The sequence below is a fragment of the Deltaproteobacteria bacterium genome (assembly GCA_016874755.1).
Taxonomy (GTDB): domain Bacteria; phylum Desulfobacterota; class Binatia; order UBA9968; family UBA9968; genus DP-20.
Genome location: VGTH01000036.1, coordinates 1 through 23,429 on the forward strand (window position 1 = coordinate 1; position 23,429 = coordinate 23,429).

Sequence of the window (23,429 nt, forward strand, 5' to 3'; positions counted from 1 at the left end):
AACTGGGTGGACTTGCCGTTCGACCTGCTCGGCAAAATCTCCAACCGTATTCTTAACGAAGTGCGCGGCGTCAACCGCGTCGTTTACGATATTTCCTCCAAGCCGCCCGCCACGATCGAGTGGGAATAGCTGCTGCCGGTCAATTCTTTTATTCCCAGAAAGCGGCAGGCAGTGGTGTTGAGGTTCATCCATGGCGCAGAACAACAACTATATCTATTCGATCGATGGTTGGGGCATGGCTTCCGGCTCGCCCGAGGTGGTGCGCTTTTTCGAAGGGCCGCAGCGCCGTTTTGCCGAGCTGATGCGCGCCACGCGCATCTTCGTTGAGTTCATTCGCGGTTTTCGCGCGCTCCATTTCGTCGGCCCCTGCATCACGGTGTTTGGCTCGGCGCGCTTCAATGAGACCCATCCATACTACGCGTTAGGCCGCGCCGTCGGCACCGAGCTCGCCAAAGCGGGATTTACCGTCATGACCGGCGGTGGCCCGGGCATCATGGAGGCCGCCAACCGCGGCGCCAAAGAGGCCGGAGGTTTTTCGGTGGGCTGCAACATTGAGCTTCCGAAGGAACAGAAGCATAACCCTTACCTGGATCAGTGGGTAACGTTCCGCTACTTTTTCGTTCGCAAAGTGATGCTGGTGAAATATTCCTACGCTTTCGTTGCTCTGCCGGGCGGCTTCGGCACTCTCGACGAGATCTTTGAAACCGCCACGCTGATTCAGACCGCTAAGATTCGCGATTTCCCGTTGGTGTTGATGGGCAAAGAGTTCTGGCGCCCGATGCTGGAATTTATGCAGAACCGCTTGGTGCAAGAGCACACGATAGATCAGGCGGATCTCGATCGTTTGATCGTGACCGACTCCGCGCAAGAGGCGGTCGCCGCTATCACCGCGGTGGCGAAGCGTCGCTTCGGTCTAACCTACGCGCCAAAAGCAAAGCGGCGCTGGATCTTCGGCGAAAGGGAAGTTCGATCTAATGGATGATCGTGCTTTGCCTGATGATCGTGCTTTGCCTGTGGATAACTGAATTGTCGAGTCACCTGCTTTGTGCTAGAAATCTTTGATCGTGATGGAACACTCCCGCTTTGTTCATTTACACTGCCATACTGAATACAGCCTCCTCGACGGCGCTAACAAAGTCGACAAGCTTTTTAATCGGATCAAAGCGCTAAAGCAGCCGGCGGTGGCGATGACCGACCATGGCAACATGTTCGGTGCCATCGAGTTTTACCGCGAAGCGACCAGCCACGGGGTCAAGCCGATTATCGGCTGTGAAATTTATGTTGCGCCGACCAGCCGCTTTGACAAAAAGGGCGTCGACAAGGGCCCCAAAGAATACAACAACCACTTGATCCTCCTGGCGATGAACAAGGAGGGTTATCGCAATCTTTGCAAACTGGTTTCCTTGGGCTACATGGAGGGGTTTTATTACAAGCCGCGCATCGATAAGGATCTGCTCAAGGAACTCAACGGCGGTTTGATCGCTTTGAGCGCCTGCCTGCAAGGCGAAGTTTCCCAGGCGCTCAACTACGGCAACTATGAAAAGGCCAAAGCTGCGGTCGAACAGTACGCGTCGATTTTCGGCGACCGCTACTACATCGAGATTCAGGACAACAAATTGCCCGAGCAAGAGAAGGTCAATCGGCTGCTGGTCGAATTGGCCAAGGACACCTCGATCCCAGTGGTCGCCACCAACGATTGCCATTACGGCGAGCGCGAGGATTTTCATGCGCACGATGTCTTGCTTTGCGTGCAGACCGGCAAGACGCTCGATGAACCGAATCGATTGAAGCTGGAGACCGACGAACTTTTTCTAAAATCTGCCGAGGAGATGGCTAAGGGTTTTGATTATTGCCCCGGTGCGGTCGAGCGGACGCTGGAGATTGCCAATCGCTGCAATCTGGAGATCGAGTTCGGCAAGTATCATTTTCCGACCTTTACTCCGCCTAAGGAAGTTAGCCTCGACGACTATCTCGACGAGCTGGCGCGTCAGGGTTTGGCGGAGCGGCTCGAAGGGGTGACCGACGAGAAGCTGCGCAAGGAATATTTAGAACGCTTGGAATATGAGCTTGGCGTTATCAAGGACATGCAATTTCCCGGCTATTTCTTGGTCGTCGCCGACTTCATCAATTATGCCAAACAAAATGGCGTTCCGGTGGGACCGGGGCGCGGCTCTTCGGCCGGCAGCCTGGTGGCCTACGCGCTGCGCATTACCGATCTCGACCCGATTCGCCATGTGCTTTTGTTTGAGCGTTTCTTGAATCCTGAGCGCAAGTCGATGCCCGATATCGATGTCGATTTCTGCATCCGTGGGCGCGCCAAGGTTATTCAATACGTTAAAGAAAAATATGGCGCGGATCGCGTCGCGCAAATTGCGACCTTTGGAACCATGAAAGCCAAGGCGGCGATCAAAGACGTTGGCCGGGCGTTGGGTTTCTCATTCGCCGAAGCCGATGCCATAGCCAAATTGATTCCGGCACCGAAGCAGGGCTTCGATTACCCGCTGACAGAAGCGATGAAAATGGAGCCGCGCCTGCCCGAGCTGATAAAAAATGACGCGCGGGTGAAGACTCTAATGGATCACGCGCTGCGGCTCGAAGGGCTGGTGCGCCACGCGTCGACGCATGCGGCCGGAGTGGTTTTGTCAAACTTGCCGCTGGTCGATCACTTGCCGCTGTTTGTCGATAAAGAAGGCGGCATCGTCACCCAGTATGAAATGACCTGGGTGGAAAAAATCGGTTTGGTTAAGTTCGATTTTCTTGGCTTAAAGACACTAACGCTGATTCATGATTGCTTGAAATTGATCGAAGTGACGCGCGGCGTCAAAGTCGATCTCGACAAACTGCCGCTCGACGATAAGAAAACCTACCGCACGCTCTGCCAGGGTAACACGACCGGGATATTCCAACTGGAAAGCACCGGCATCCGTGAAATGACCGTGCGCATCAAGCCCAACTGTTTCGAGGATCTGGTCGCGATCCTGGCGCTCTATCGGCCGGGGCCGCTCGATAGCGGCATGGCGGAAGACTACATCAAGCGCAAAAACGGCAAAGAAAAAATTAAATATTTGCATCCGCTCCTAGAGAACATTTTGAAAGACACCTACGGCGTCATTGTCTACCAAGAGCAGGTCATGCAGACCGCGCAGATTCTCGCGGGCTATACGATGGGCGACGCCGATATCCTGCGGCGCGCCATGGGTAAGAAAGACCCCGAAGAGATGGCGGCACAGCGCGAGCGCTTTGTCACCGGCGCGCTGGCGAAGAAAATCGAGCAAGCAAAGGCGACGGAAATCTTCGATCAGATGGAGACCTTCGCGCGCTACGGTTTCAACAAATCCCACTCGGCCGCCTATGCGTTGGTCTCCTATCAAACCGCCTATTTGAAGACCCATTACCCGGTCGAGTTTATGGCCGCGCTGCTCACCTCGGAAATGGGCGACACCGACAAAGTCATCAAGAACCTGGCGGAATGCCGTGGCAAGGACATCGAAGTGCTGGCACCGGATGTCAATGAGAGTTTGTCGGATTTCACACCGGTGGGTGAGAAAATTCGTTTTGGCTTGGCGGGCGTGAAAAACGTCGGCGAGAAGGCGGTGGAGTCGATCCTGGAAAGTCGTAGGGCGGATGGCCCCTTCGAATCGCTCTTCGATTTTTGCCGGCGCGTCGACATGGCCGCGGTCAACCGGCGCGTGATCGAGAGCTTGATCAAGTGTGGCGCCTTCGATTCGACCCAAGTCTCGCGGGCGCGCATGATCGGCGTCCTGGACGACGCGATGAAAGTTGGGCAAGCGCATCGGCGCGATCAGGCGAGCAATCAAATCGATATTTTCGCCATGCTCGGCACGCCGAGCAAAACTGCGAAAAAAGCCGGTGAATCGTATCCCTCGGTGATAGAATGGTCACAGCAGGAAGCGTTGGGCTATGAAAAGGAAGCGCTGGGCTTCTATATCAGCGGCCATCCGTTGGACAAATACGAGCGCGCGCTGAAAAAGATTAGCAGCGGCGCGGTTGCTGCTCTCAAAGAGAAAGCCACGCCGGGCGAGGTACGGGTTGGCGGGGTGGTCTCAGCACTGCGCTTGCGCAATACCAAGAAGGGCGACCGCTACGCCAGTTTCAATCTCGAAGATAAGTCCGGTTTCATCGAAGTGCTGTGCTGGCCCGAAGCGTACAAAAAATGCGCCGAATTGCTCGGCGCGGATGATCCCATCTACGTCAAGGGCAAGCTCGAAGTCGGCGAGGAGCGCATTCAGATCATCGCCAACGAAATTACTGCGTTGGCCGAGGCGTCGAAAAATCCCAAGAGCAATGTGCCGAGCCAGATCGCTGAAAAAGTCGACCTCTACGTGCGCGAAGATCAAGTCTCACCCGATGAATTGATTCGTTTGCGCGACACGCTGCTGGGTTATCCCGGCCGCGCGACGGTGTTTCTCCATCTGCTTTCTAGCGATAGCGGCGAAACCGTCATCGAGTTGCCTGACCAAGTGAAAGTTTACTCGACGCCCGAGCTCGAAGCCACCGTAGAACAACTCTTCGGTGCGCGCGTCAGTTTTCAACCCGTGGCGATTTGAAGCCCTCCGTCTATCACCGCCAGCACGAACCTGAGAAAGCCGTTTTGATCGGCGTCGAGGTGCCTAGGCGCGAGCATCAGGTGCCCCTCGATTACAGTTTGGCCGAGCTCGAACGCTTGACTGAAACCGCGGGTGCCAAGGTGGTGCGTCAATTTACCCAGCAGTTAAAGTCGGTAACGCCGGCGACGCTGATGGGGCGCGGCAAAGTCGAAGAGATTCAGTCATCGCTGCCTGCGCTGCACGCCGACCTGGTGATTGTCGATGAAGATTTGACGCCGGCGCAGCAGCGCAATCTTGAAACCGCTTTCAAGATTCGCGTCATCGACCGCAGCCAGTTGATCCTCGACATTTTCGCCCAGCGGGCGCGCAGCAACGAAGGCAAGCTGCAAGTGGAGCTGGCCCAGCTCGAATATCTAATGCCGCGCTTGACGCGGCAGTGGACCCACTTGTCACGTCTAGGCGGCGGCATCGGCACGAGGGGACCCGGTGAAACCCAGTTGGAAGTTGACCGCCGGCGCATTCGCGAGCGCATCAGCCACTTAAAGCAGCGCCTAAAGACCGTCGAGCGGACTCGGACGTTGCAGCGCAAAGAACGCGATGAATTCCCCTTCGCGACTTTAGCCCTGGTCGGCTACACAAACGCCGGCAAATCGACGCTCATGAATAGTTTGACCCGCGCCGGCGTCTTTGTCGAAGACAAGTTGTTTGCCACGCTCGATCCAACCACGCGGGCGCTGCGGTTGCCCAACGGCGACAAGGTGATGATCGTCGACACGGTCGGTTTCATCAACAAGATTCCGCACTCGCTGATTGAGGCTTTCAAAAGCACATTGGAGGAAGTGACGCGGGCCGATTTGTTGCTGCATCTGGTTGACATGGCCAATCCTTTGTTTGAAGAGCAGATCGAGATCATAGAAAAAGTGCTGGGTGAAATTGGCGCCGGGGAAATTCCGTCGATCCTCGTGCCCAACAAGATCGACATCGTGACTGAAGTGCCGCTGGCGGCCTTGCGGCAGCGCGGTGCCGCCGTTGTTTGTCCAATTTCAGCGAAGACCGGTGCCGGTATCGATCGCTTGTTGGCCTCGCTCGGGGCGATACTGGATCGCAGCAAGGAGCCTTTCACCGCACGCTTCACTCAGGCTCAAGCCGGGCTGGTTTCGTTGCTGCGCGAGCGCGGCCGCATTGTCAGTGAACGGTACGATGAGGACGCCATTCACATTACGGCTCTGGTAACGCCTAAACTGGCGGGACAAATTCGTAAGCTCCTAGTAGCTCAAGCCTAACGGGCATCGCATGCTCAATCTGCCGAACTTTCTCACGCTGATCCGCATTTTGTCGATTCCGTTTTTTTTGGTCTTTTTGGCATATCACCGCTACCTTGAAGCGCTGCTGATTTTTATCTTCGGCGGCATCACCGATTGCCTTGATGGTTTGGCAGCGCGTTGGATGAAACAACAGACGCCGCTTGGCGCGTTTTTGGATCCGGTGGCGGATAAACTGTTGGTTCTCTCTTCTTATTTAATGCTGAGCTTCATCGAAGGCATCCCAATGTGGCTTGCGGTTGTCGTTATCAGCCGCGATGCGATGATCGTCTTGGGCTTTTGTCTGATCTATCTTTTGCTTGAAGAAAAACCTGAGATTAAGCCGACAAGGATTGGGAAGTGGAGCACAACTTTTCAGCTGCTTACCCTCGGTGTGGCGCTCGCCTTGTTGCACGACAAAACCATCGTGCCGCAACTTGTGCTCGATGGTTTGATTGCCGCCACAAGCCTTGCAACCATTGTTTCTGGTTTGCAGTATCTCTATCGCGGCTTTGTCTGGTTCCAGAAAAAGGCTCCTTCGCTGGGGCCTTTTAGTTGACTTTTCGGCGAAAAATGGGTAATAAAATCAAAACCTTGCGAGATTTGGCTGCAATCTCCGGAAGCTTTCTTGCCGGATGCTTTTGGTAAGCTTGGAAAAACCACCAACGACGACTTTTGTGGACCACCGCTATTATCTTTACTTCTCACAGGCACGTAGCTCAGTGGGAGAGCGCTTCCTTGACACGGAAGAGGTCGGCAGTTCAATCCTGCCCGTGCCTACCATTCTCTTTTGACCCGCCGCATGGATAGTCTGCGTGTGACATTTGCCGACGGTAAGTCCGTCGAGGTTCAAGCTGGCACTCGGGTGGTCGAGTTGGCAGCAGCGGCCGGCGCGAAGAATCTGGTTGCTGCCAAGGTCGACGGTCAAGTTGTCGACTTGAATCGGCCGCTCGACAAAGATTGCGCGGTCGACTGGGTCGTGCCCGAAAGCAAAGAGGGCCTCGATGTGCTGCGCCATTCGACGGCGCACCTGATGGCCCAAGCGGTGCAGAGTTTATTCCCCGGCACCCAGGTCACCATCGGGCCGGTCATCGAAAATGGCTTTTACTATGACTTCAAGCGCGACCAGCCGTTTACGCCGGAAGACCTGGAGTCGATCGAAAAACGCATGCAGGAACTGGCCAAGGCCAATCTTAAAGTTGTGCGCGAGGAATTGGCGCGCAGCGAAGCGATCCAACTGTTTCGCAACATGGGCGAGAGCTACAAAGTCGAAATCATCGAAGGCATCCCCGGCGAGACCGTGTCCCTCTATCGCCAAGGCGAATGGGTCGATCTGTGCCGCGGTCCGCACGTGCCAAGCACGGGGGCGATCAAAGCTTTCAAGCTGACCAGCATTGCCGGCGCCTACTGGCGCGGCGATGCGAACAACGAACAGCTCCAGCGCATTTACGGCACCAGCTGGGCCAACAAGAAAGACTTGGAGGCTTATCTCAAGCGTATCGAAGAAGCCAAACAGCGCGATCATCGCCGCCTGGGGCCGGCGCTCGATCTGTTTTCGCTCCACCCGATTGCGCCGGGCTCACCGTTTTTCCACCCAAAGGGAACGATCATCTATAACCTTTTGGTGCAGTACATTCGCGATCTGTACAAGCGCTACGGTTACTCGGAAGTAGTGACGCCGCTGATCTACAAGACGGATTTATGGAAGACCTCGGGGCATTATGAATCGTTTCGCGACGACATGTTTTTGATGCACATCCACGACGGTGAATACGGCGTCAAGCCGATGAACTGCCCGGGCCATTGTTATTTATTCGCCTCGAAGAGATATTCTTATCGCGATTTGCCGATTCGCTTTGCCGACTTTAGTCGCTTGCATCGCTTCGAGCCGTCGGGCGTGCTCTCTGGGTTGACCCGGGTGCGTTCGTTCGCCCAGGATGACGCTCATATTTATTGCACGCCGGATCAACTCGACGGCGAGATGGAACAGTTCGTTGCCATGACCAAGGAAGTCTATCGGACTTTTGGTTTTGACCGCATCGAGGTGACGCTGCAAACCCGCCCGGAAAAGTTTCTCGGTCGCATCGAGCTGTGGGACGCTGCCGAAGCGGCCCTGCGGCGTTGTTTAGAAAAAGCTGGTTTCGCGGTCGAAGTGTTGCCCGGCGAAGGTGCTTTCTACGGGCCGAAGATCGGCTTCGATTTCAAAGATGTGTTGGAACGCACCTGGACCTTGGCGACGGTGCAGATCGATTGCGCCATGCCGGAGCGTTTCGGCTTAAGATACGTAACACCGGAAGGCAACGAAGCAACGCCGGTGATGCTGCACCGCGCGGTGCTCGGATCGATCGAGCGCTTTATCGCGATTTTGCTGGAACATTGCGCCGGCGCCCTTCCACTCTGGTTGGCGCCCGTGCAGCTGCGTCTTTTGACCGTTACCGATGATCATAAAGAATATGCTAAGAAGGTGCTTGACCGACTGCAGCAGCAGGGCTGGCGCGCCGAGCTCGACGGCCGCAATGAAAAGCTCGGCTTTAAAATTCGCGAAGCCCAGTTGGCGAAAATCCCCTATGCGGTGGTGATCGGCGACAAGGAGGTCGAGGCGCAAACGGTGGCGCCGCGCCGGCGCGGCGGGGAAAACCTTGCGCCCATGGCGGTGGCTGAGTTTCTCGAAAAGCTCGGCGCCGAGGTTGCGCAGGAAAGGGGACAAGCATAAAAATAGCGCTATGAGAGTGAGTCATTCGAGGGAGGTGCTTTATCGCTAGAGAAGCGAGAATCAATCATCAAATTCGCGCGCGTGAAGTCCGCGTCATTGGCGCCAACGGAGAGCAGCTGGGCGTCATGCCGCTGCACGAAGCGTTAAAGCAGGTCGAGGCGCTTGAGCTCGATTTGGTAGAAGTGGCGGCGGAGGCCAATCCGCCGGTTTGCCGGATGATGGACTATGGCAAGTTCCGCTACGAGCAAAAAAAGAAAGCGCACGGCCCGAAAAAGCACACCGTCGTCGAGATCAAAGAAGTGAAAATGGGCTCGCGCACCGACAGCCACGACGTCGAGCACAAAGTAAAAAACATTCGCCAGTTCATCGAGAAGGGGCAGCGGGTCAAAGTCTCGGTGTTCTTTCGCGGCCGGGAAATCACCCATCCCGAGTTGGGCAAGGAGATGCTGCGCGGGGTGGTCGACCAAATACAAGATATCGCCAAGGTCGATATCGAGCCGCGCCTCGAAGGCCGCAGCATGGCGATGTTGCTCACGCCGAAATGAGCGAAGCGATTTTTTCATCAAGAAAGTAGAGGAGAGATTGTGCCGAAAATAAAAACCAACCGCGCCGCCGCCAAACGATTTCGGGTCACGGCCAGCGGCAAAGTGAAACGCAACAAAGGCTTCAAGAGTCATATTCTTTCGACCAAAGGAAAGAAGCGCAAACGGCAGCTGCGCCAGGGAACAACCGTGGCGGCAGTGGACGAGCGCAATATCAAAAAACTAATTCCGTATCTGTAGAGCGTCGGGTCGGGGCAGCAACCCGCGCAGCGCGCTAAGTTTTGACAGGGTAGAAGGAGTTTAAAGTGCCTAGAGCTAAAGGTGGACCAAAGTCGAGAAGTCGACGCAAGAAAATAATGAAAATGGCCAAGGGCTACACCGGCGGCCGCGGCCGTTTGTACCGGATGGCCCGTGAAACGGTGGAGCGCGCCGGCATGTTTGCTTACCGCGACCGCAAGGTGAAGAAGCGGACGTTTCGCGGTCTATGGATTACCCGCATTGGCGCCGCGGCGCAGTCCAACGGAATTTCTTACAGCCAGTTGATGCGCGGCCTGAAGCAGGCGGGGATTGAGTTGAACCGCAAGGTGTTGTCTGAAATCGCTGCCGCCGATGCCGCAGGCTTCGGCCAACTGGCCGCTGCGGCAAAATCTCACCTGGGCGCCTAAGCGCCAAACTTGCTACTGCGATGAACGATTCCCTGGAATCTTTCCGCGGAGAGGTTCTGGACCGAATCCAGCAAGCGAACCGTGAAGCAGATATCGAGCAGCTGCGCGTCGAAGTGCTCGGCCGCAGCGGCAGCTTGACGCTGCGGCTGCGCGGCTTAAAAGACCTGCCGGCCGAAGAGCGCCCGCGCGCCGGACAGGAGCTAAACCAGCTGCGCCAGGCCCTGGAAGCCGAGCTCGAAGAGCGGCTGCGCGTGGTCAAAGAGCGTCGCCAAGCCCAAGCGCTGCAGGCGGAGCGGCTGGACGTCACTTTGCCGGGCACGCGCTGGGAACGCGGCCGGCTCCACCCGCTGACGCTGGTGATCGATGAGATCATCGATATTTTCGCCGGCATGGGCTTTGAGGTCGCCCGCGGCCCTGACATCGAAGACGACTATCACAATTTCGAGGCGCTCAACTTTCCGAAGGATCATCCGGCGCGCGACATGCAAGACACGTTTTTCGTCGCCGGCGATCGGCTGCTGCGCACCCACACGTCGCCGGTGCAGATTCGCACCATGGAGTCGCGTCAACCGCCGCTGCAGGTCATTGTTCCGGGCGCTGTCTATCGTCACGATGACGACGCCACCCACGCGCCGATGTTTCATCAGGTCGAAGGCTTCATGGTCGACAAGAACATCAGCTTTGCCAACTTGAAAGGCGTGCTGACCCATTTTCTCAAGCAGATTTTCGGCCGCGATCTGGCGGTCAGATTCCGGCCGAGCTTTTTTCCATTTACCGAGCCGAGCGCTGAGATCGACATCCAATGCGTTATCTGCGGCGGTGGCGGCAAGATGGCCAGCGGCCAAAGCTGCCGGGTCTGCAAAACCAGCGGTTGGCTCGAAATCCTCGGCGCCGGCATGATCGATCCCAACGTTTTCAAGTTCGTCGGCTACGATCCGGAGAACGTTTCCGGCTTTGCCTTCGGCATGGGGGTCGAGCGCATCGCTATGCTGAAGTATGGCATCGATGATATCAGGCTGTTCTTCGCCAACGATTTGAGGTTTTTGCGGCAATTCGGTTAAAGAAGCGCGCGATAGAGTGTTGGAGTGATGGAGCATTGGAAGGTTGGGTCCGGACCCCATCACTCCACTACTCTAGTACTCGATCACTCCAATTACTGCGATGAAGTTTACCCTTAACTGGCTCAAAGAATTCGTCAGCTACAATGGCGGCGCTGAGGCGCTGGCCAAGTCGCTGACCATGGCGGGGTTGGAAGTCGAGTCGTTGGCGCCGTTGCGCGATCCGGCAAGCCAAAGCGAAGATTGGCTGTTTGAAATCGCCGTCACGCCCAACCGCGGCGATTGCCTCGGCCTGATGGGCTTGGCGAGTGAGATCGCTGCGCTCACCGGTGCTCTAGTGAAAGCGCCAGAGCTTAGCCCGGCCGGTAAAGAGAGTCTCAAAAAACGCGTGACGATTGAGATAGAGGACAGCGCGCTGTGCGCGCGCTACTCGGCGCGCATCGTCGATGGGCTGCGCATCGGCGCCGCGCCGGCTTGGTTGCGTTTTCGCCTTGAGTCCTGCGGCATTCGCTCGATCAACAACGTCGTCGATATCACCAATTACGTCATGCTCGAAACCGGCCAGCCGCTCCATGCCTTCGATCTCGAACGGCTTCCTAACCGCGCCATTCGCGTGCGCCCGGCGCGCGAGACCAAAAAGATCGCCACATTGGACGGCGTCGAGCGCGAGCTCGGGCATCAAGATTTGTTAATCTGCGACGGCGATGTGCCCATTGCTTTGGCCGGCGTCATGGGTGGGCTAGACACCGAAGTGCGCGCGGAGACCCGCTCGATCCTTTTAGAGAGCGCCAACTTCGACCCGATGACGATTCGCAAGACCGCCAAACGCTTGGCGTTGCACAGCGAGGCGTCGCATCGCTTCGAGCGCGGCGTCGATCCCGAAGCCACGCTTGTGGCGCTCGATCGCGCGGTCTACCTTTTGACTCAACATGCCGGCGCGGTCGCGGCGAAGGGGACCGCGGATCGCTATCCGCGCAAACCGCGGCCGCATACGCTGACGCTACGCGAAGGCCGCATCGAGCAATTGTTAGGTGTGGCGGTCGAGGGCAAGCAGGCGCAAAGACTTTTGTCGGCACTGGGTCTCAAGGCGCAGCGGCAGGCGAAAAACAAGAGCCTCAAAGTGGCGCTTTCCTCGCGGCGTCCTGATCTAAGCCGCGAAGCGGATTTGATCGAAGAGCTGGCGCGCGTGCGCGGCTACGACGCGATTCCGACGACACTACCGGCGCTGCGCGCGAGCGGCAGCACGGAAACGCGGCTTGGTTGGGAGCGCAAGCTGCGAGGCTATTTGACGAACTCTGGTCTGGCGGAAGTGATCAATCTGCCCTTTGTCACTGACGAGTCCAATCGCTTGTTTGCCGGTTTGTGGTTCGGCGCTGCGACGCCGGTGGCGGTGCTCAACCCGCTCGCCAAAGAGCGCGCCGAGATGCGCTTGAGCCTGCTGCCCGGTTTGCTGGAGAATGTGCAGACCAATCTCGCCCACAAAGCCGAAAGCTTTCACGCTTTTCATCTTGGCAAGGTCTTTCGCCGAGCCTCGGATGGCGGCAGCGAAGAGCGTCACTATTTGAGCGCTTTGCTTTACGGCCCGCGGCCGCGCCGCGGTTTGCGCGAGAAACACCAGGCTGCGTTGGGATTTCTCGATGCCAAAGGTTTGGTCGAAGCGCTTTTCGACCTGCTTCATATCGATGTCCCAGTGACATGGACGGCGGCGACGGAAGCATTTCTTCATCCCGGCAGGTCGGCAAATTTTGCGGTCGGGGAAACACGCGTCGGTTGTGTCGGACAGATTCACCCCGAAGTGACCGAGCGGCTTGGGGTCAAGCCATTCCTGGTCTGTGAACTTGACTTGGAGGAACTGCTTCAGTATGCTCCGCGACAAATAGCAGCACCATCACTTCCTCGCTTTCCGTCGGTCGAACGGGACTTTGCCGTGGTTGTGGATGGCGACTTTCCAGCCCAACGCATCGTTGGCTGGATCGAAAGTTTAGGTGAAGCATTGATCGAGCAGGCAGACGTATTCGACCAGTATCTCGGCGCACCGATCCCCGAAGGTAAGAAAAGCCTGGCCTATAAAATTCTCTATCGGGCCGAAGATCGCACCTTGACGGATGCCGAGATCAACACACTTCATCAAAAGTTGGTCGAGCAGATCGGCAAGGTTTTTGGCGCCGCGCGCCGCAGTTGAGTTTTTGCCTGGGTAGGAGTGCACGATGACGAAGGCGGAAATCATCACACGCATCTACGAAAAGATCGGTTTCTCTAAGAAAGATGCAACCGACGTCGTCGAAGCCACCTTCGACATCATCAAGGGGTGCCTGGAACGTAGTGAGAAGGTGAAGATATCCGGCTTTGGCAATTTCGTGGTCAATACCAAACGGCCGCGCAAGGGGAGAAATCCGCAGACCGGCGATGAAATCGTCATCGTCGGGCGCAAAGTGTTGACGTTCAAGGCCAGCCAAATACTCAAGAAAAGCATGTCGCCGGCGCCGTCGACGACCACCACATCTACACCTCCTTCGGCATCGGCGGACTAAAAGACTTTTGTTTGATGGAAGCGCGGCTGCCCGACAAGATTTATTTCAAGATCGGTGAAGTGAGCGAGATCGTCGGCGTCGAAGCCTACGTTCTACGCTACTGGGAGACCGAGTTCGAGCTCCTCAAGCCCTCCAAGGCGCCGTCGCGCCACCGCTTGTATAAGAAAAAAGATGTCGAGCTGCTGCTGGAAATAAAGCGCCTGCTTTATGCCGAAGGGTTTACCATCGCAGGCGCGGGCAAACGTTTGAAAGAGATGCGCAAGGAAGAAAAGGGCCAGTTGAAACTGCCGCTCGGCGATCAAAAATACAAAACTGCACTGGTCAAACTGAAGCGCGATATTCAATCGCTGCGCAAGATGCTCACCTGACATATCGGAACTGAAACTGTTCCAATCTTTCCAGCGGTTCAAACCGTTCAAGCGGTCATAAACTTCACCTAGCTTTCGAACGCCTTTGGAAAAATAGCGGCAGCACGAGCAGTATGGCGGATAACGCCAGAATGCTCGCTGAGATCGGGTGGGTGAAGAACACCGTTGCATCGCCCTGGCTGATCGCCAGAGCGCGGCGTGCCTGGGTTTCCGCCAGCGGACCGAGAATCAGGCCGATCACCGCCACCGGAATGTCCCAGCGGCGCATGACGAATCCCAATAAACCGAAGACAAAGCGAAAAGAACCGCCTGGCTGAGCACGAAACCGGCGCGGTTGATCAGCACGATTTGCACTAGTAGATCCGCGCTGACCCAAAGAAACGCGCCGGCGTGAAAGCGGTGCTCACCGCGCGCCGTCGCATCGTCGGGCACCGCGTTGCGCCAGCCGCCGGCCAACGCTTCGTAACGCAGCCAGGACGCCGGCAAAATTGACAAGCTTCAATCGAGTGACGCGACAAAATTGATTTAACCGGCGAGGGATGTTAGATAAACAGCACCCTCACCAATCATGGTATCGGGGCGTAGCGCAGCCTGGTAGCGCACACGCTTGGGGTGCGTGTGGTCGGAGGTTCAAATCCTCTCGCCCCGACCAAACCCTTTATTTCGGGGATATTCGAGCAATTCTTTGGTCACGCCGATAGCGTACTGCGGCCCATCTCCATTTAATGAGCCACGCCGCTGCCCAAGCCGCTCGCCTGGGCGATGATGTCGTTCAGGGGTTTCTCAAAATCCAGCGGGCGATTGTCGCGCGCGGCGTCGCGCTCGGCGACCAGCGCGTAGACTTCGACGCGGTTACCTTCAGGGTCGAGCACATAGCAGGAGACGGTGTTGCCCATAGCGGTGTAGGCGTGGCTGACGCAATGGTCGATGGTGACGCCGTGGCCTTTGAAGCGCTCGTAGAATTCTTTGACTTCCGCCGGCGTGTCGACTTTCCAGGCGATGTGGCCGATCAGTTTGGCCGAGCCTTCGCGCCCTTTGGCGAGCGCCAGTTGGTGATCGTCGAGCTGGGGATCGGGAGTGAGAAAGACCATCCGGCCGGGGTTTTCGCGGTATTTGATCAAGCCCAAAACGTTGGTGTAGAAGTTGACCATCTTGTCGAGATCATTGACGTAGAGCACCACGTGGCTGATCGATTTGACTTTGGGCATAGGGCTGGCCTCCTTTGGCTCAATTGCGCGCACAGTAGCCAATAACGCGCGCTCGTGTCAACTATCGCCAACTATAGCCTAGAGCGTTGCGAGGAAAACGTTGAGCGACTTCGTTATTCATCCGCAGTTGTTGGCCGATTGCCACCATCTTGGCCGGCTGGAAATTTCTCATCTGCTGCTAAACAAAAACGCTGTGCTGCCGTGGTTTATCTTGGTGCCCGAATACGGCGTTGGAGACCTGCTCGACCTTGCGCCGCAAAAGCGCAATCTGGTGATGACGGAAGCTGCGTCGATTGCCGGCTTTGTCAAAGGCCATTTCGCGCTGGCCAAAATTAATTTCGCTGCCATCGGCAACGTCGTGCCGCAATTGCATTTGCACGTTGTTGGGCGGCGGGCGGGCGACGCCTGCTGGCCGGCGCCGGTATGGGGACATTTGCGTGAGACTCGCGATTATACCGCGCAGGAGCTAGCAACGATCGCCGCGCAATTGGCGCGGCAGTGTAATTTGCGGCGTGCTGTCAGGATCTAGAGCTTAGCGAGCACGGGGGTCAAATAAGCTTCGATTAGCGCAGCGATCAGCAATAACGGCACGATTACCCAAAAAAGAAAACGGGACGCATGCGCGAGTTCCTGTCGCAGCGGCTTGGGCTGCCGTCGCAACAGACGCTTGAAGAGGTGGCTGCCAAGCAGAAGGCCGATGCTGGTTGCCAGGAACACCGCCGGCAGCTCGATCACGCCGTGCGGCAGAATCGCCATGGTCGACTGCCAGATGCCGCGCGAGCCCAATGAAACCGAAACGATGGCGCCGAGCGCCGCGCCATTGACCAAGAGAAAGACCACCGGCAAGATTCCCAGCAATGTGCCGAGAAATATCGCCATCGCCGATTTGACTGAGTTGTTGAGAAAAATTGCGCCGGCGAGCTGGAGTTTTGAGAGGCCGCGAAACATGCCGGCAAACCCCATCAAGGACTTTTCGAGCTGACCGGCCAACCCGGCGTGCAGGTTGACCAAAAGAACCCCGGCCAAAGCGCCTAATCCGAACAACAGTACGCTCCAGACAAAATAGGGCCGCAGCCGCTTGGTATAGTCCAACAAAGATTCGCGCATCGCGTCGACCATAAGTTATCTTAGCAAATTGCGCGCGGCTCCCCAATCGATCTTGCCATGCTCATTGAAGCGCGGTAGACCGAAGCCATCAAACATGGCGGCATCGCTGCGAAACATAATTCAGGCCTACGATCCTAAATGCCCGCTTGACCAGGCATCGACCGCGCCGGCGTCGTGGTACACCGACGCGCGCATTGCCGAGTTGGAGCGTCGCACGGTTTTTTCGCGCAGCTGGCAAATGGCCGCGCGGAGCGATCGGTTGATCGACTGCGGACGGTATGTCACCGGCGACATCGCCGGCGCACCGGTGGCTTTGGTGCGCGGGGAGGACGGCGTGCTGCGCGGCTTTTTCAACGTCTGTCGTCATCACGCGGCGCAGGTGCTCCTCCCGCCCGAAGGCTGCGCAAAACATTTGCGCTGCCCATACCATGGTTGGACGTATGACCTGACAGGCCGCCTGGTGGCCGCGCCCGAGTTCGCCGGCGTGGCAAACTTCTCCGCCGCAAAGATAGCTCTGCCGCCCGTGCGCGTCGCCTCCTTTGGTAGATGGTTATTTGCCAAGCTCGCAGGTGAAGGCGATGAGCTTAATGTTTATCTGGGCGGCGATTTGCGGGCCCAGATCGATCGACTGGCGTTGGACAAGCTGCACTGGTACGAGCGGCGTTGTTACACGCTCGACTGCAACTGGAAAATCTATGTCGACAATTATCTCGACGGCGGCTATCACGTGCCGCACATTCACACAGGTCTCAACAGCGTGTTGACGCCGGGAAAGTACCGCATCGAAACCGGCGCGCGCCATTGTTTGCAATCGAGTGACATGATCCCAAGTGCCAGCGATGGCGAAACGGCGGCGGTGCGCCAGGGCGAGCGCGCCAGCTATTTCTGGATCTATCCCAACTTCATGATTAACGTTTACGCCGGGGTGATGGACACCAATCTGGTTCGGCCGCTGGGCGTCGACCGCTGCGAAGTGATCTTCGATTACTATTTCGCGGATCTAGCAGACCAAGGGCGCAATCGCGCGAGCATTGCGCTGAGCGAAAAGATTCAGGATGAAGACAAGGCGATCTGCGAATCGGTGCAGCGCGGGCTGCGCTCGCGCTCTTACGATGCCGGGCGTTTGTCGGTGCGGCGCGAAGCGGGCGAGCATCTGTTTCATAGGTTGCTCCATGCCGATTTGACGGAAGGGGTTGCGCGATGACCGGCACTCTCGAAGCGATTTGGCTCAAGCGCGCCCATCGCGGCGTGATGGATTCGGTTGAGAGTGCAACGCTTGTCGACGGCAAAGGAATCGTGGGTAACGCCGATCAAGGCGGTTCGCGCCAGGTCACGATTATCGAACGGGAAGTGTGGGAAGCCCTCATGAAAGAAGCCAACGGGAGCATAGCTCCTGCCGCACGGCGCGCCAACCTGCTGGTTAGCGGCCTCGCTCTGGCAAATTCTCGCGGGCGAATATTGATCATAGGGACTGCGCGTTTGCTGATTGGCGGCGAGACCAAGCCCTGCGAGCGCATGGACGAAGTGTTGGATGGGTTGCAGCAGCGCATGTGGTCCAATTGGCGCGGCGGCGCCTATGCGAAAGTGCTAACCGGCAGCGCGATTCGCATCGGCCAAATTGTCCGTTGGGAATCGCTTCCCTGAAGCATAACCGTTCGACCGTTGTAGTTTCGAGCCAGGACAGCCCACTAGACGCCGCCCAAGAATTTGTACTAGAAGCTGTCCGAGTCTCAAGGAAGAGCGATGGCAGATATTTTCATCAGCTATGCTTCCGAAGATCGCGCCCGCGTTCATCCATTGGCTGAAGCCCTTGCGGCGCTCGGCTGGTCGGTGTGGTGGGATCGGCATATTCCTGTCGGAAAGTCGTTCGATCGCGTCATCGAAGAGGAGATCGGCAAAGCCAAAGTTGTGCTGGTGCTCTGGTCGACGGTCTCGGTCGCCAAAGAGTGGGTGCGCAACGAGGCCGATGAAGCGAAGACCCGCGACATCCTCGTGCCGGTGTTCATCGACGAAGTCAAACCGCCTCTAGCGTTCCGCATGTTAAACGGCGCCAATCTTTCGCGCTGGCAGCCGAGCCTAAGCAATGCAGAATTCGACAAACTGACCGAGCGCATCAGCGAGCTGATGGGGCAGCAGCCTGCGGCGCAGCCCAAGCGGCCCGACGCGCTGGCACGCGAGCCTACCAAGCCGCCGCTCACGCAAGCCTGGTTAAGCCGTTTCTTTAACTCCAAAGTCGTACGCGGCGGCTTGGCTTTCGTAGCGATGGGTATGTTCGGCATTTACTTCGTCCTTTCGGCTCGCCAGCCCAATACCGTCCCGACAGCGAAGCCTGCGGCCCAAGAAAGTCCTCAAACCAAGCCCATTACAGCGGCGCCCAAACAACCGTCGCCGCCGGCCGAGCCTGACATGCAAAAGTCTATCGAAGATTTGGCTAAGGCCTTTGGCGGCGCAGTGCCGGCGACCTCGATGGCCAAAGCGTTTAACAAACCCGCACTAGGGTTGAGCGTCGCGTATCTCACATCGGCGCAAAGCGCGTCGACTGGCGGTGCGCTGCCAGCCGGCGCAGCCGTCATGGAGGTGAAAACGAACGGGCCCATGGCGGCGGCCGGAATTCAGGCCGGCGACGTGATCCTGGCAGTCAATGGCAAGAAGATCGAAAGCGAAGACGACTTGCGTCAGGCCATTCGGCGTGTCGAAGCGGGTAAGAGCAAGTTTACGATCCAGCGGCAACAGAAGACCAAGACGGTCATCGTCGATTGTCCTAAGTGTGCGCTGGATTAATTCCGCCGATGAAAAGCAATAAACAACGCCGATTGGAAATCAAAGCGAAACGATTGACCCGCGCGTTCAAGCGCAACCGCACGACAAAGAAGGATGCGCGGCCAGGGGCCCAGTTCACAGCGCCGGTAAACCAAGCATTACTCGCGCCGTACAACAGCTATGGCGCACCGGTCTTTGTCGACAGCGGCTATTATCGAGACGAGCCCTTTGATTGCGCCGGCTGCGACACTACTGAAGTCTGGACGGCGACGCAGCAAAAATGGTGGTATGAGGTGGCGAAGGGGTACGTCTATTCCTCGGCAAAGTATTGCCGCACCTGCCGGCGCAAGGAAGGCGCCCGCCAAGATGAGGCCCGGCGCGTTCATCAAGAAGGCCTAGGGCGCAAAAGAACCAGGAGAGTGACAACATGAAGGCAAAGAAGAGTTGGCACGAGAAACTCGCTGACGACAAAGGTCTGCCGAAAGTTGTGCCGATTGGCGCATGTGAAAATCGGGCGGTGAATTGAATCCGCAGTATCCCGGCGGCGTCAAAGAGCAAACCAAGTTATAGGTTGGTGCAGGCTTGCTTGCAGCACCTATAGCAGTTAGAGATAGCAACCACCGGTCCTAACGTAAACTGGGTTTTTCGAAAGGAGTGACTATGGGATTATTAGACGGCCTCATCGGCAGCGTGTTAGGTTCAGCCTTGGGAGGCGGCCGCGCGCAGCCGCAGGACCCACTCAGTGCAATACTCGGTGGTCTGATGGGCGGCAATACCGGCGGCGGTGGCGGCGGCAATATGCTGTTACAATTGGCGTTGTCGATGCTGCAACAAAACGGCGGCCTCGATGGTGTGCTCGGTAAGTTCCGCCAAGGTGGCATGAGTGCGCAGGCGGATTCGTGGGTGAGCACGGGGCAGAATATGCCCATATCGCCGAATCAGCTTGAGCAAATCTTTGGCTCCGGCGCCATTAGCGATATCGCTTCCAAGCTTGGCATGTCACAGCGAGATGCCGGTTCGGCGATGTCACAGGTGTTGCCCGAGCTGATCAATCAGCTGACTCCCCAGGGGCAGGTCACCGGCGAAAGCAATAGCTCGATTGGCGATGCGCTAAACTCTTTAGCGCGCAGCCTGGGGCGATAACTCTCGCCCGCACATCTAAAGGGCAAAGGGCTAAGTGCAAAGGGCGGACGAAAACTCGTCTGTCTGATAATCGCTTAGCTCTTTGCCCTTTGCATTTTGCGTTCACCTATCGCGCATGCGCCAGCAGCCGACTATCCTGGTCGTTGTTCTCGCGGTGCTGGCGGCGTTGTTCGTGATCTTCACCTCCGCTCAACTACCCGCCGTGGTGGCCTCCCATTTCAACTTCAGCGGCAATCCGGACGCCTGGATGAAGCGGGAGAACTACGTTGCCTTCATGGTGATCTTCATCCTGGTCTACCCGGCGTTGATGACGCTCGCCTTTATCTGGCTGCCGCGGAAATTTCCAGCGCTGGTGAACATCCCTCGGCGTGACTATTGGCTCGCCCCCGAGCGGCGCGAAGAATCACTGAAGTATCTGGCGAATCACGGCTGCTGGTTTTCTTGCCTGCTGCTGCTCACGCTGGCCGGCGTTCACTATGCGCTCGTCGTTGGTCACCGCACCCAACCGCCGGCGCTGCCGTTGCCATTGTTCTTTGCCGTGCTCGGTTGCCTTGGCGTCGGAGTGATTGTCTGGACGATCAAGCTTTTGCGGCGCTTTCCAAAACCGACTGTGTAACATCGATGCACGCGCAAGCGCTGCAGAGTTGCATACTTGTTCAAAAACACTCTGTTAATCGGGTGTCGAACAATTGAAGGGCAAGCGCATCGGCACGGGCGAACCCAATAGCAGCCAGGACCGGATCACGCGCGAGACCTTGCGCCGTTTGGGGTTGAATGCCGACCGCGACGTAACCCTGGTGCCGTTTGGCAGTCGCAGTGTGCTGCGCGTCAACGCGCTGTTCGCCAACAAACCGGGTCTCAAAGGCAAACGCGCCGAGGACCTCACCGATGGTGATTTAATCGGCGAGCTAGAGCGCGACGGTTTCTTCAAACGGCTCTACAATATTCCTCCGGAGCATGGTGAATAAAACCTCATGCCTCCACAACTGTCATTCTGAGCCCCTTCGGCTTTGCTCATCTAAACTCCGCCAAAGAATCTACCAATAGCACGGAGCGACAAAGCAGATGCTGCGCTTCGCTCAGCATGACACCCTACGCGATGGCGATAATTTGGTTTAACAAAGTGCAGCATTCGGCGAAGGATTGGTCGTCCATTCGCTTTGCTGCGTGAGGCCGTGCGCGCCGCAGGCGCCAGTCAAAGGACTTGGGCTGGTGGCACAAGACATAGCTTGGAGTGCGCTTTTTGCGGCCGGGTGCTGAGCCGGCGACGACGGCGAATGGGTTGGTCGCGTTGCAGGCAGCCGTGGTCATCGGCAGGCCGATGACCAGTCCGGTCTTGTGGTTGAACGCACGCGGCGATAGCACCACCATCGGATGGATGTCCCGCATCTCCGAGCCCACCTGGGGATTGCAGTCGATCCAAATCACATCCTGGCGGTCAGGAACCCAGCTTGAGCGTGCAGCCATGATCAAAGTTTTTCCGCGCCGAGCAGTGGCGCAGCCATCGCTTCACCGCCGTGTCGAGCCGGATCGTAACGTTCGAGCCGCTCGGCCAGCGTAAGTCGCTTCTGACCTTGGGGTGCAATGATCACGCGACCGTCTTCAACGGTGAGTTTTACCCGCTGGTTGGCCTTGAGCCGGGCGGTCCGCGCAACCGCCGAGGGTATACGAACACCGAGGCTATTACCCCAAATTTTGATTTCCAGCACCGCTTCGCTCATGATTTCCTCCGTGTATCAACATGTTTATACATCATCGGAGGTGGCTGCGCAACGAAAGCGTGCGGCGGCGGGGCGCTGGCTTTTCTGTCAAGACCGCTCCATCGCTCCAATAGCTGGTTCCTAATTTCGATAGCTGCTAAAGACGTAGTCCTTGTCTTTCTGCGCGGTGTGACATTCGAAGCAGGCTTTTACAGCATTGTCTTTGACCACGCGATTCTTCGGATCGCCGCCGCCAAAGCCTTCAAAGCCCCAGCCGCCGGTCTTGGAAAATTTTTTGCTGTCTTTTTGCGTGACGCCCAGCACTTTACGTTTGCCTTCGCCGACGGTGTTGTTCTCGGCGCTCGCTTCTAACAAGTCAAAGACGATGATCGAGCCATCGGGAAATTTGCCCTTGCGGTAGCCTTCCATCGCCTGGGTGTTGGCGTAGAGATGGTGGATGCCGCCAAAGGCGTCATAGAGCGGATGGCCTTTTTCAATTACCATCGACTTTACATGGCGCCAGGAACGGTAGCCGGCCGGGTAGAGAACTGTGGTTTGCTCGGCGGCAAAGGCCGCCGTTGCTGCCGCGATTGCCACGGTTAATAGAATCTTCTTCACGCGCATACCTCCCTATGTTAAAAAGATAGCCGCAATTTAGCCGCATCTTGTGAGTTTGCCTAGAAGGTGCTCCACGGTGGGGTAGGTACTTTGTGGTGCAAATTGGCGAATCTAAAACCTAAAATAAAATCTTCGCTGACCGCGGCACGCATCGTCGAAGATATCGTTGCGTGCAAATGGTCGCTCTCGGTGTTGGCTGGATTGCGCGGCGGCGTATGCCGTCCCGGGGCGTTGCAACGCGCCATCGACGGAATCTCCACCAAGGTTTTGAACCAACGATTATCTAAAATGGTCCGCTATGGCGTTTTGTCGAAACAGAATTTTCCCGAGATTCCGCCAAGGGTGGAATACCAATTGACGCCTCTCGGGCGCAAGCTTTTGACGATTCTTGATCAAGTCGAGTCCTTGCAGCGTGAGCTGGAAAAGGTGAAACGGTGATGAAAGGTTTTACGCACCACGGTCGTTGTCCCTGGGTCGATCCGAGCAAGCCCGATTATGTCGAGTACCACGATCGAGAATGGGGTGTGCCGGTGCATGACGACCGGCGTATGTTCGAATTCCTTACTCTCGAAGCCGCGCAGGCGGGACTTAGCTGGTACACAGTCTTGCGCAAGCGCGATGCCTATCGCGAAGCGTTTGCCGATTTCGATCCTGAGAAAGTCGCGCGCTATGGCAAAAAGCAAAGCGACGGGCTGCTGAAAAATCCCGGCATCATCCGCAACCGCCTGAAGATCGCTGCAGCGATTGAAAACGCCAAACAGTTTCTCGCCGTGCAGGAGGAGTTCGGCACGTTTGATAAATACATCTGGCGCTTCGTTGACGGTAAGCCGATCGTCGGTAAGTTGCGGGTCTTGAAAGATTATCCGGCCACTAGCAAAGAGTCGGACGCCCTGAGTAAAGACCTCAAACAGCGGGGTTTCAAATTCGTCGGTTCGACGATTATCTACGCCCACATGCAAGCCACCGGCATGGTCAATGATCATGCGCTCAGTTGCTTTCGCCGCCAGGAAATTCTCGCCAAGCATAAATAGCCTCTCTTTGGCAGCGACTCTGTAAATATCTGAATTTCCTGGGCTTGTTCTGTTTGTGCGCAAGCTCGGAAAGTTTTGGCTTGACTACTGAAATAAATTTCAGTATACCGTCTTCC

At 56.9% G+C, this 23,429-nt stretch carries 30 protein-coding genes and 2 tRNA genes; 25 read left to right on the forward strand and 7 right to left on the reverse strand.

The annotated features are described in order from the left end of the window. The 14 genes from FJ145_19235 to FJ145_19300 all read left to right on the forward strand — a co-directional run. Positions 1-129, forward strand: a 129-nt coding sequence (locus FJ145_19235; GenBank protein MBM4263550.1) for a hypothetical protein, incomplete at its 5' end; no start/stop codon positions are given. Between the two features lie 106 nt (positions 130-235). Beyond that, complete coding sequence (locus FJ145_19240; GenBank protein ID MBM4263551.1) at positions 236-982, forward strand: TIGR00730 family Rossman fold protein; 747 nt, start codon at positions 236-238, stop codon at positions 980-982. An 85-nt stretch (positions 983-1,067) separates the two neighbouring features. Continuing rightward, entirely contained in the window at positions 1,068-4,568 is a 3,501-nt protein-coding gene (dnaE, locus tag FJ145_19245; protein MBM4263552.1) for a DNA polymerase III subunit alpha, read from the forward strand. Further along, positions 4,565-5,851 carry a GTPase HflX gene (hflX, locus tag FJ145_19250; protein MBM4263553.1) on the forward strand — a complete coding sequence of 429 codons (1,287 nt, stop codon included), beginning with the start codon at positions 4,565-4,567 and terminating at the stop codon, positions 5,849-5,851. Before dnaE ends, hflX begins: the two co-directional genes overlap by 4 nt. Before the next feature lie 10 nt (positions 5,852-5,861). Further along, on the forward strand, positions 5,862-6,428 hold the full coding sequence (locus FJ145_19255) for a CDP-alcohol phosphatidyltransferase family protein (protein MBM4263554.1): 567 nt from the start codon (positions 5,862-5,864) through the stop codon (positions 6,426-6,428). Between the two features lie 149 nt (positions 6,429-6,577). Beyond that, positions 6,578-6,652: transfer RNA gene (locus tag FJ145_19260), tRNA-Val, on the forward strand. 19 nt (positions 6,653-6,671) lie between these two features. Then, positions 6,672-8,582, forward strand: coding sequence for a threonine--tRNA ligase (thrS, locus tag FJ145_19265; GenBank protein ID MBM4263555.1), 1,911 nt, complete (start codon positions 6,672-6,674; stop codon positions 8,580-8,582). Positions 8,583-8,605: 23 nt separating this feature from the next. Then, a complete protein-coding gene (locus tag FJ145_19270; GenBank protein MBM4263556.1) occupies positions 8,606-9,127 on the forward strand; it encodes a translation initiation factor IF-3 in 522 nt (173 codons plus the stop codon). A 39-nt stretch (positions 9,128-9,166) separates the two neighbouring features. Then, the gene (gene rpmI, locus FJ145_19275) at positions 9,167-9,364 is read left to right on the forward strand and encodes a 50S ribosomal protein L35 (protein ID MBM4263557.1); all 198 of its coding nucleotides are present in this window, start codon (positions 9,167-9,169) and stop codon (positions 9,362-9,364) included. 65 nt (positions 9,365-9,429) lie between these two features. After that, the gene (gene rplT, locus FJ145_19280) at positions 9,430-9,789 is read left to right on the forward strand and encodes a 50S ribosomal protein L20 (GenBank protein MBM4263558.1); all 360 of its coding nucleotides are present in this window, start codon (positions 9,430-9,432) and stop codon (positions 9,787-9,789) included. 20 nt (positions 9,790-9,809) lie between these two features. Next, positions 9,810-10,850, forward strand: coding sequence for a phenylalanine--tRNA ligase subunit alpha (pheS, locus tag FJ145_19285; protein ID MBM4263559.1), 1,041 nt, complete (start codon positions 9,810-9,812; stop codon positions 10,848-10,850). A gap of 100 nt (positions 10,851-10,950) precedes the next feature. After that, entirely contained in the window at positions 10,951-13,029 is a 2,079-nt protein-coding gene (locus tag FJ145_19290) for a phenylalanine--tRNA ligase subunit beta (GenBank protein MBM4263560.1), read from the forward strand. Positions 13,030-13,054: 25 nt separating this feature from the next. After that, a complete protein-coding gene (locus tag FJ145_19295; GenBank protein ID MBM4263561.1) occupies positions 13,055-13,378 on the forward strand; it encodes an integration host factor subunit alpha in 324 nt (107 codons plus the stop codon). Positions 13,379-13,392: 14 nt separating this feature from the next. After that, positions 13,393-13,746 carry a MerR family transcriptional regulator gene (locus FJ145_19300; protein MBM4263562.1) on the forward strand — a complete coding sequence of 118 codons (354 nt, stop codon included), beginning with the start codon at positions 13,393-13,395 and terminating at the stop codon, positions 13,744-13,746. Positions 13,747-13,810: 64 nt separating this feature from the next. On the opposite strand, the gene FJ145_19305 is transcribed toward FJ145_19300, so the two are convergent. After that, complete coding sequence (locus FJ145_19305; protein MBM4263563.1) at positions 13,811-14,014, reverse strand: hypothetical protein; 204 nt, start codon at positions 14,012-14,014, stop codon at positions 13,811-13,813. Next, entirely contained in the window at positions 13,984-14,241 is a 258-nt protein-coding gene (locus tag FJ145_19310) for a hypothetical protein (protein ID MBM4263564.1), read from the reverse strand. The genes FJ145_19305 and FJ145_19310 overlap by 31 nt, the downstream gene beginning before the upstream one ends. Positions 14,242-14,321: 80 nt before the next feature. Here FJ145_19310 and FJ145_19315 point away from each other — a divergent pair. Further along, positions 14,322-14,398 (forward strand) — tRNA-Pro (locus FJ145_19315). A gap of 70 nt (positions 14,399-14,468) precedes the next feature. On the opposite strand, the gene FJ145_19320 is transcribed toward FJ145_19315, so the two are convergent. Continuing rightward, complete coding sequence (locus FJ145_19320; protein ID MBM4263565.1) at positions 14,469-14,954, reverse strand: hypothetical protein; 486 nt, start codon at positions 14,952-14,954, stop codon at positions 14,469-14,471. 100 nt (positions 14,955-15,054) lie between these two features. Here FJ145_19320 and FJ145_19325 point away from each other — a divergent pair, with 100 nt between their 5' ends. Then, positions 15,055-15,483, forward strand: coding sequence for an HIT domain-containing protein (locus tag FJ145_19325; GenBank protein ID MBM4263566.1), 429 nt, complete (start codon positions 15,055-15,057; stop codon positions 15,481-15,483). Here the strand turns inward: FJ145_19325 and FJ145_19330 are convergent. Continuing rightward, a complete protein-coding gene (locus tag FJ145_19330; protein MBM4263567.1) occupies positions 15,480-16,073 on the reverse strand; it encodes a stage II sporulation protein M in 594 nt (197 codons plus the stop codon). The genes FJ145_19325 and FJ145_19330 overlap by 4 nt on opposite strands. Before the next feature lie 82 nt (positions 16,074-16,155). Here FJ145_19330 and FJ145_19335 point away from each other — a divergent pair, with 82 nt between their 5' ends. From FJ145_19335 to FJ145_19365, 7 genes are all read left to right on the forward strand, one after another. After that, a complete protein-coding gene (locus tag FJ145_19335; protein MBM4263568.1) occupies positions 16,156-17,265 on the forward strand; it encodes an aromatic ring-hydroxylating dioxygenase subunit alpha in 1,110 nt (369 codons plus the stop codon). Beyond that, complete coding sequence (locus tag FJ145_19340) at positions 17,262-17,705, forward strand: MOSC domain-containing protein (protein ID MBM4263569.1); 444 nt, start codon at positions 17,262-17,264, stop codon at positions 17,703-17,705. The genes FJ145_19335 and FJ145_19340 overlap by 4 nt, the downstream gene beginning before the upstream one ends. A gap of 99 nt (positions 17,706-17,804) precedes the next feature. Then, entirely contained in the window at positions 17,805-18,842 is a 1,038-nt protein-coding gene (locus FJ145_19345; protein ID MBM4263570.1) for a TIR domain-containing protein, read from the forward strand. Between the two features lie 8 nt (positions 18,843-18,850). Next, positions 18,851-19,252 carry a hypothetical protein gene (locus FJ145_19350; GenBank protein ID MBM4263571.1) on the forward strand — a complete coding sequence of 134 codons (402 nt, stop codon included), beginning with the start codon at positions 18,851-18,853 and terminating at the stop codon, positions 19,250-19,252. A 229-nt stretch (positions 19,253-19,481) separates the two neighbouring features. Then, a complete protein-coding gene (locus FJ145_19355; GenBank protein MBM4263572.1) occupies positions 19,482-19,964 on the forward strand; it encodes a DUF937 domain-containing protein in 483 nt (160 codons plus the stop codon). Positions 19,965-20,079: 115 nt separating this feature from the next. After that, complete coding sequence (locus FJ145_19360) at positions 20,080-20,580, forward strand: DUF1648 domain-containing protein (protein MBM4263573.1); 501 nt, start codon at positions 20,080-20,082, stop codon at positions 20,578-20,580. A gap of 73 nt (positions 20,581-20,653) precedes the next feature. Next, a complete protein-coding gene (locus FJ145_19365) occupies positions 20,654-20,932 on the forward strand; it encodes a hypothetical protein (protein MBM4263574.1) in 279 nt (92 codons plus the stop codon). Between the two features lie 124 nt (positions 20,933-21,056). Here the strand turns inward: FJ145_19365 and FJ145_19370 are convergent, their stop codons facing one another. From FJ145_19370 to FJ145_19380, 3 genes are all read right to left on the reverse strand, one after another. Continuing rightward, a complete protein-coding gene (locus FJ145_19370; GenBank protein ID MBM4263575.1) occupies positions 21,057-21,431 on the reverse strand; it encodes a type II toxin-antitoxin system PemK/MazF family toxin in 375 nt (124 codons plus the stop codon). Positions 21,432-21,433: 2 nt separating this feature from the next. Beyond that, a complete protein-coding gene (locus tag FJ145_19375) occupies positions 21,434-21,685 on the reverse strand; it encodes an AbrB/MazE/SpoVT family DNA-binding domain-containing protein (GenBank protein MBM4263576.1) in 252 nt (83 codons plus the stop codon). Positions 21,686-21,805: 120 nt separating this feature from the next. Then, the gene (locus FJ145_19380) at positions 21,806-22,288 is read right to left on the reverse strand and encodes a cytochrome C (GenBank protein MBM4263577.1); all 483 of its coding nucleotides are present in this window, start codon (positions 22,286-22,288) and stop codon (positions 21,806-21,808) included. A 129-nt stretch (positions 22,289-22,417) separates the two neighbouring features. On the opposite strand from FJ145_19380, the gene FJ145_19385 reads away from it, so the two are divergent. Further along, the gene (locus FJ145_19385) at positions 22,418-22,720 is read left to right on the forward strand and encodes a helix-turn-helix transcriptional regulator (GenBank protein ID MBM4263578.1); all 303 of its coding nucleotides are present in this window, start codon (positions 22,418-22,420) and stop codon (positions 22,718-22,720) included. Continuing rightward, a complete protein-coding gene (locus FJ145_19390) occupies positions 22,720-23,313 on the forward strand; it encodes a DNA-3-methyladenine glycosylase I (GenBank protein MBM4263579.1) in 594 nt (197 codons plus the stop codon). The genes FJ145_19385 and FJ145_19390 overlap by 1 nt, the downstream gene beginning before the upstream one ends. The last annotated feature ends 116 nt before the right edge of the window (positions 23,314-23,429 follow it).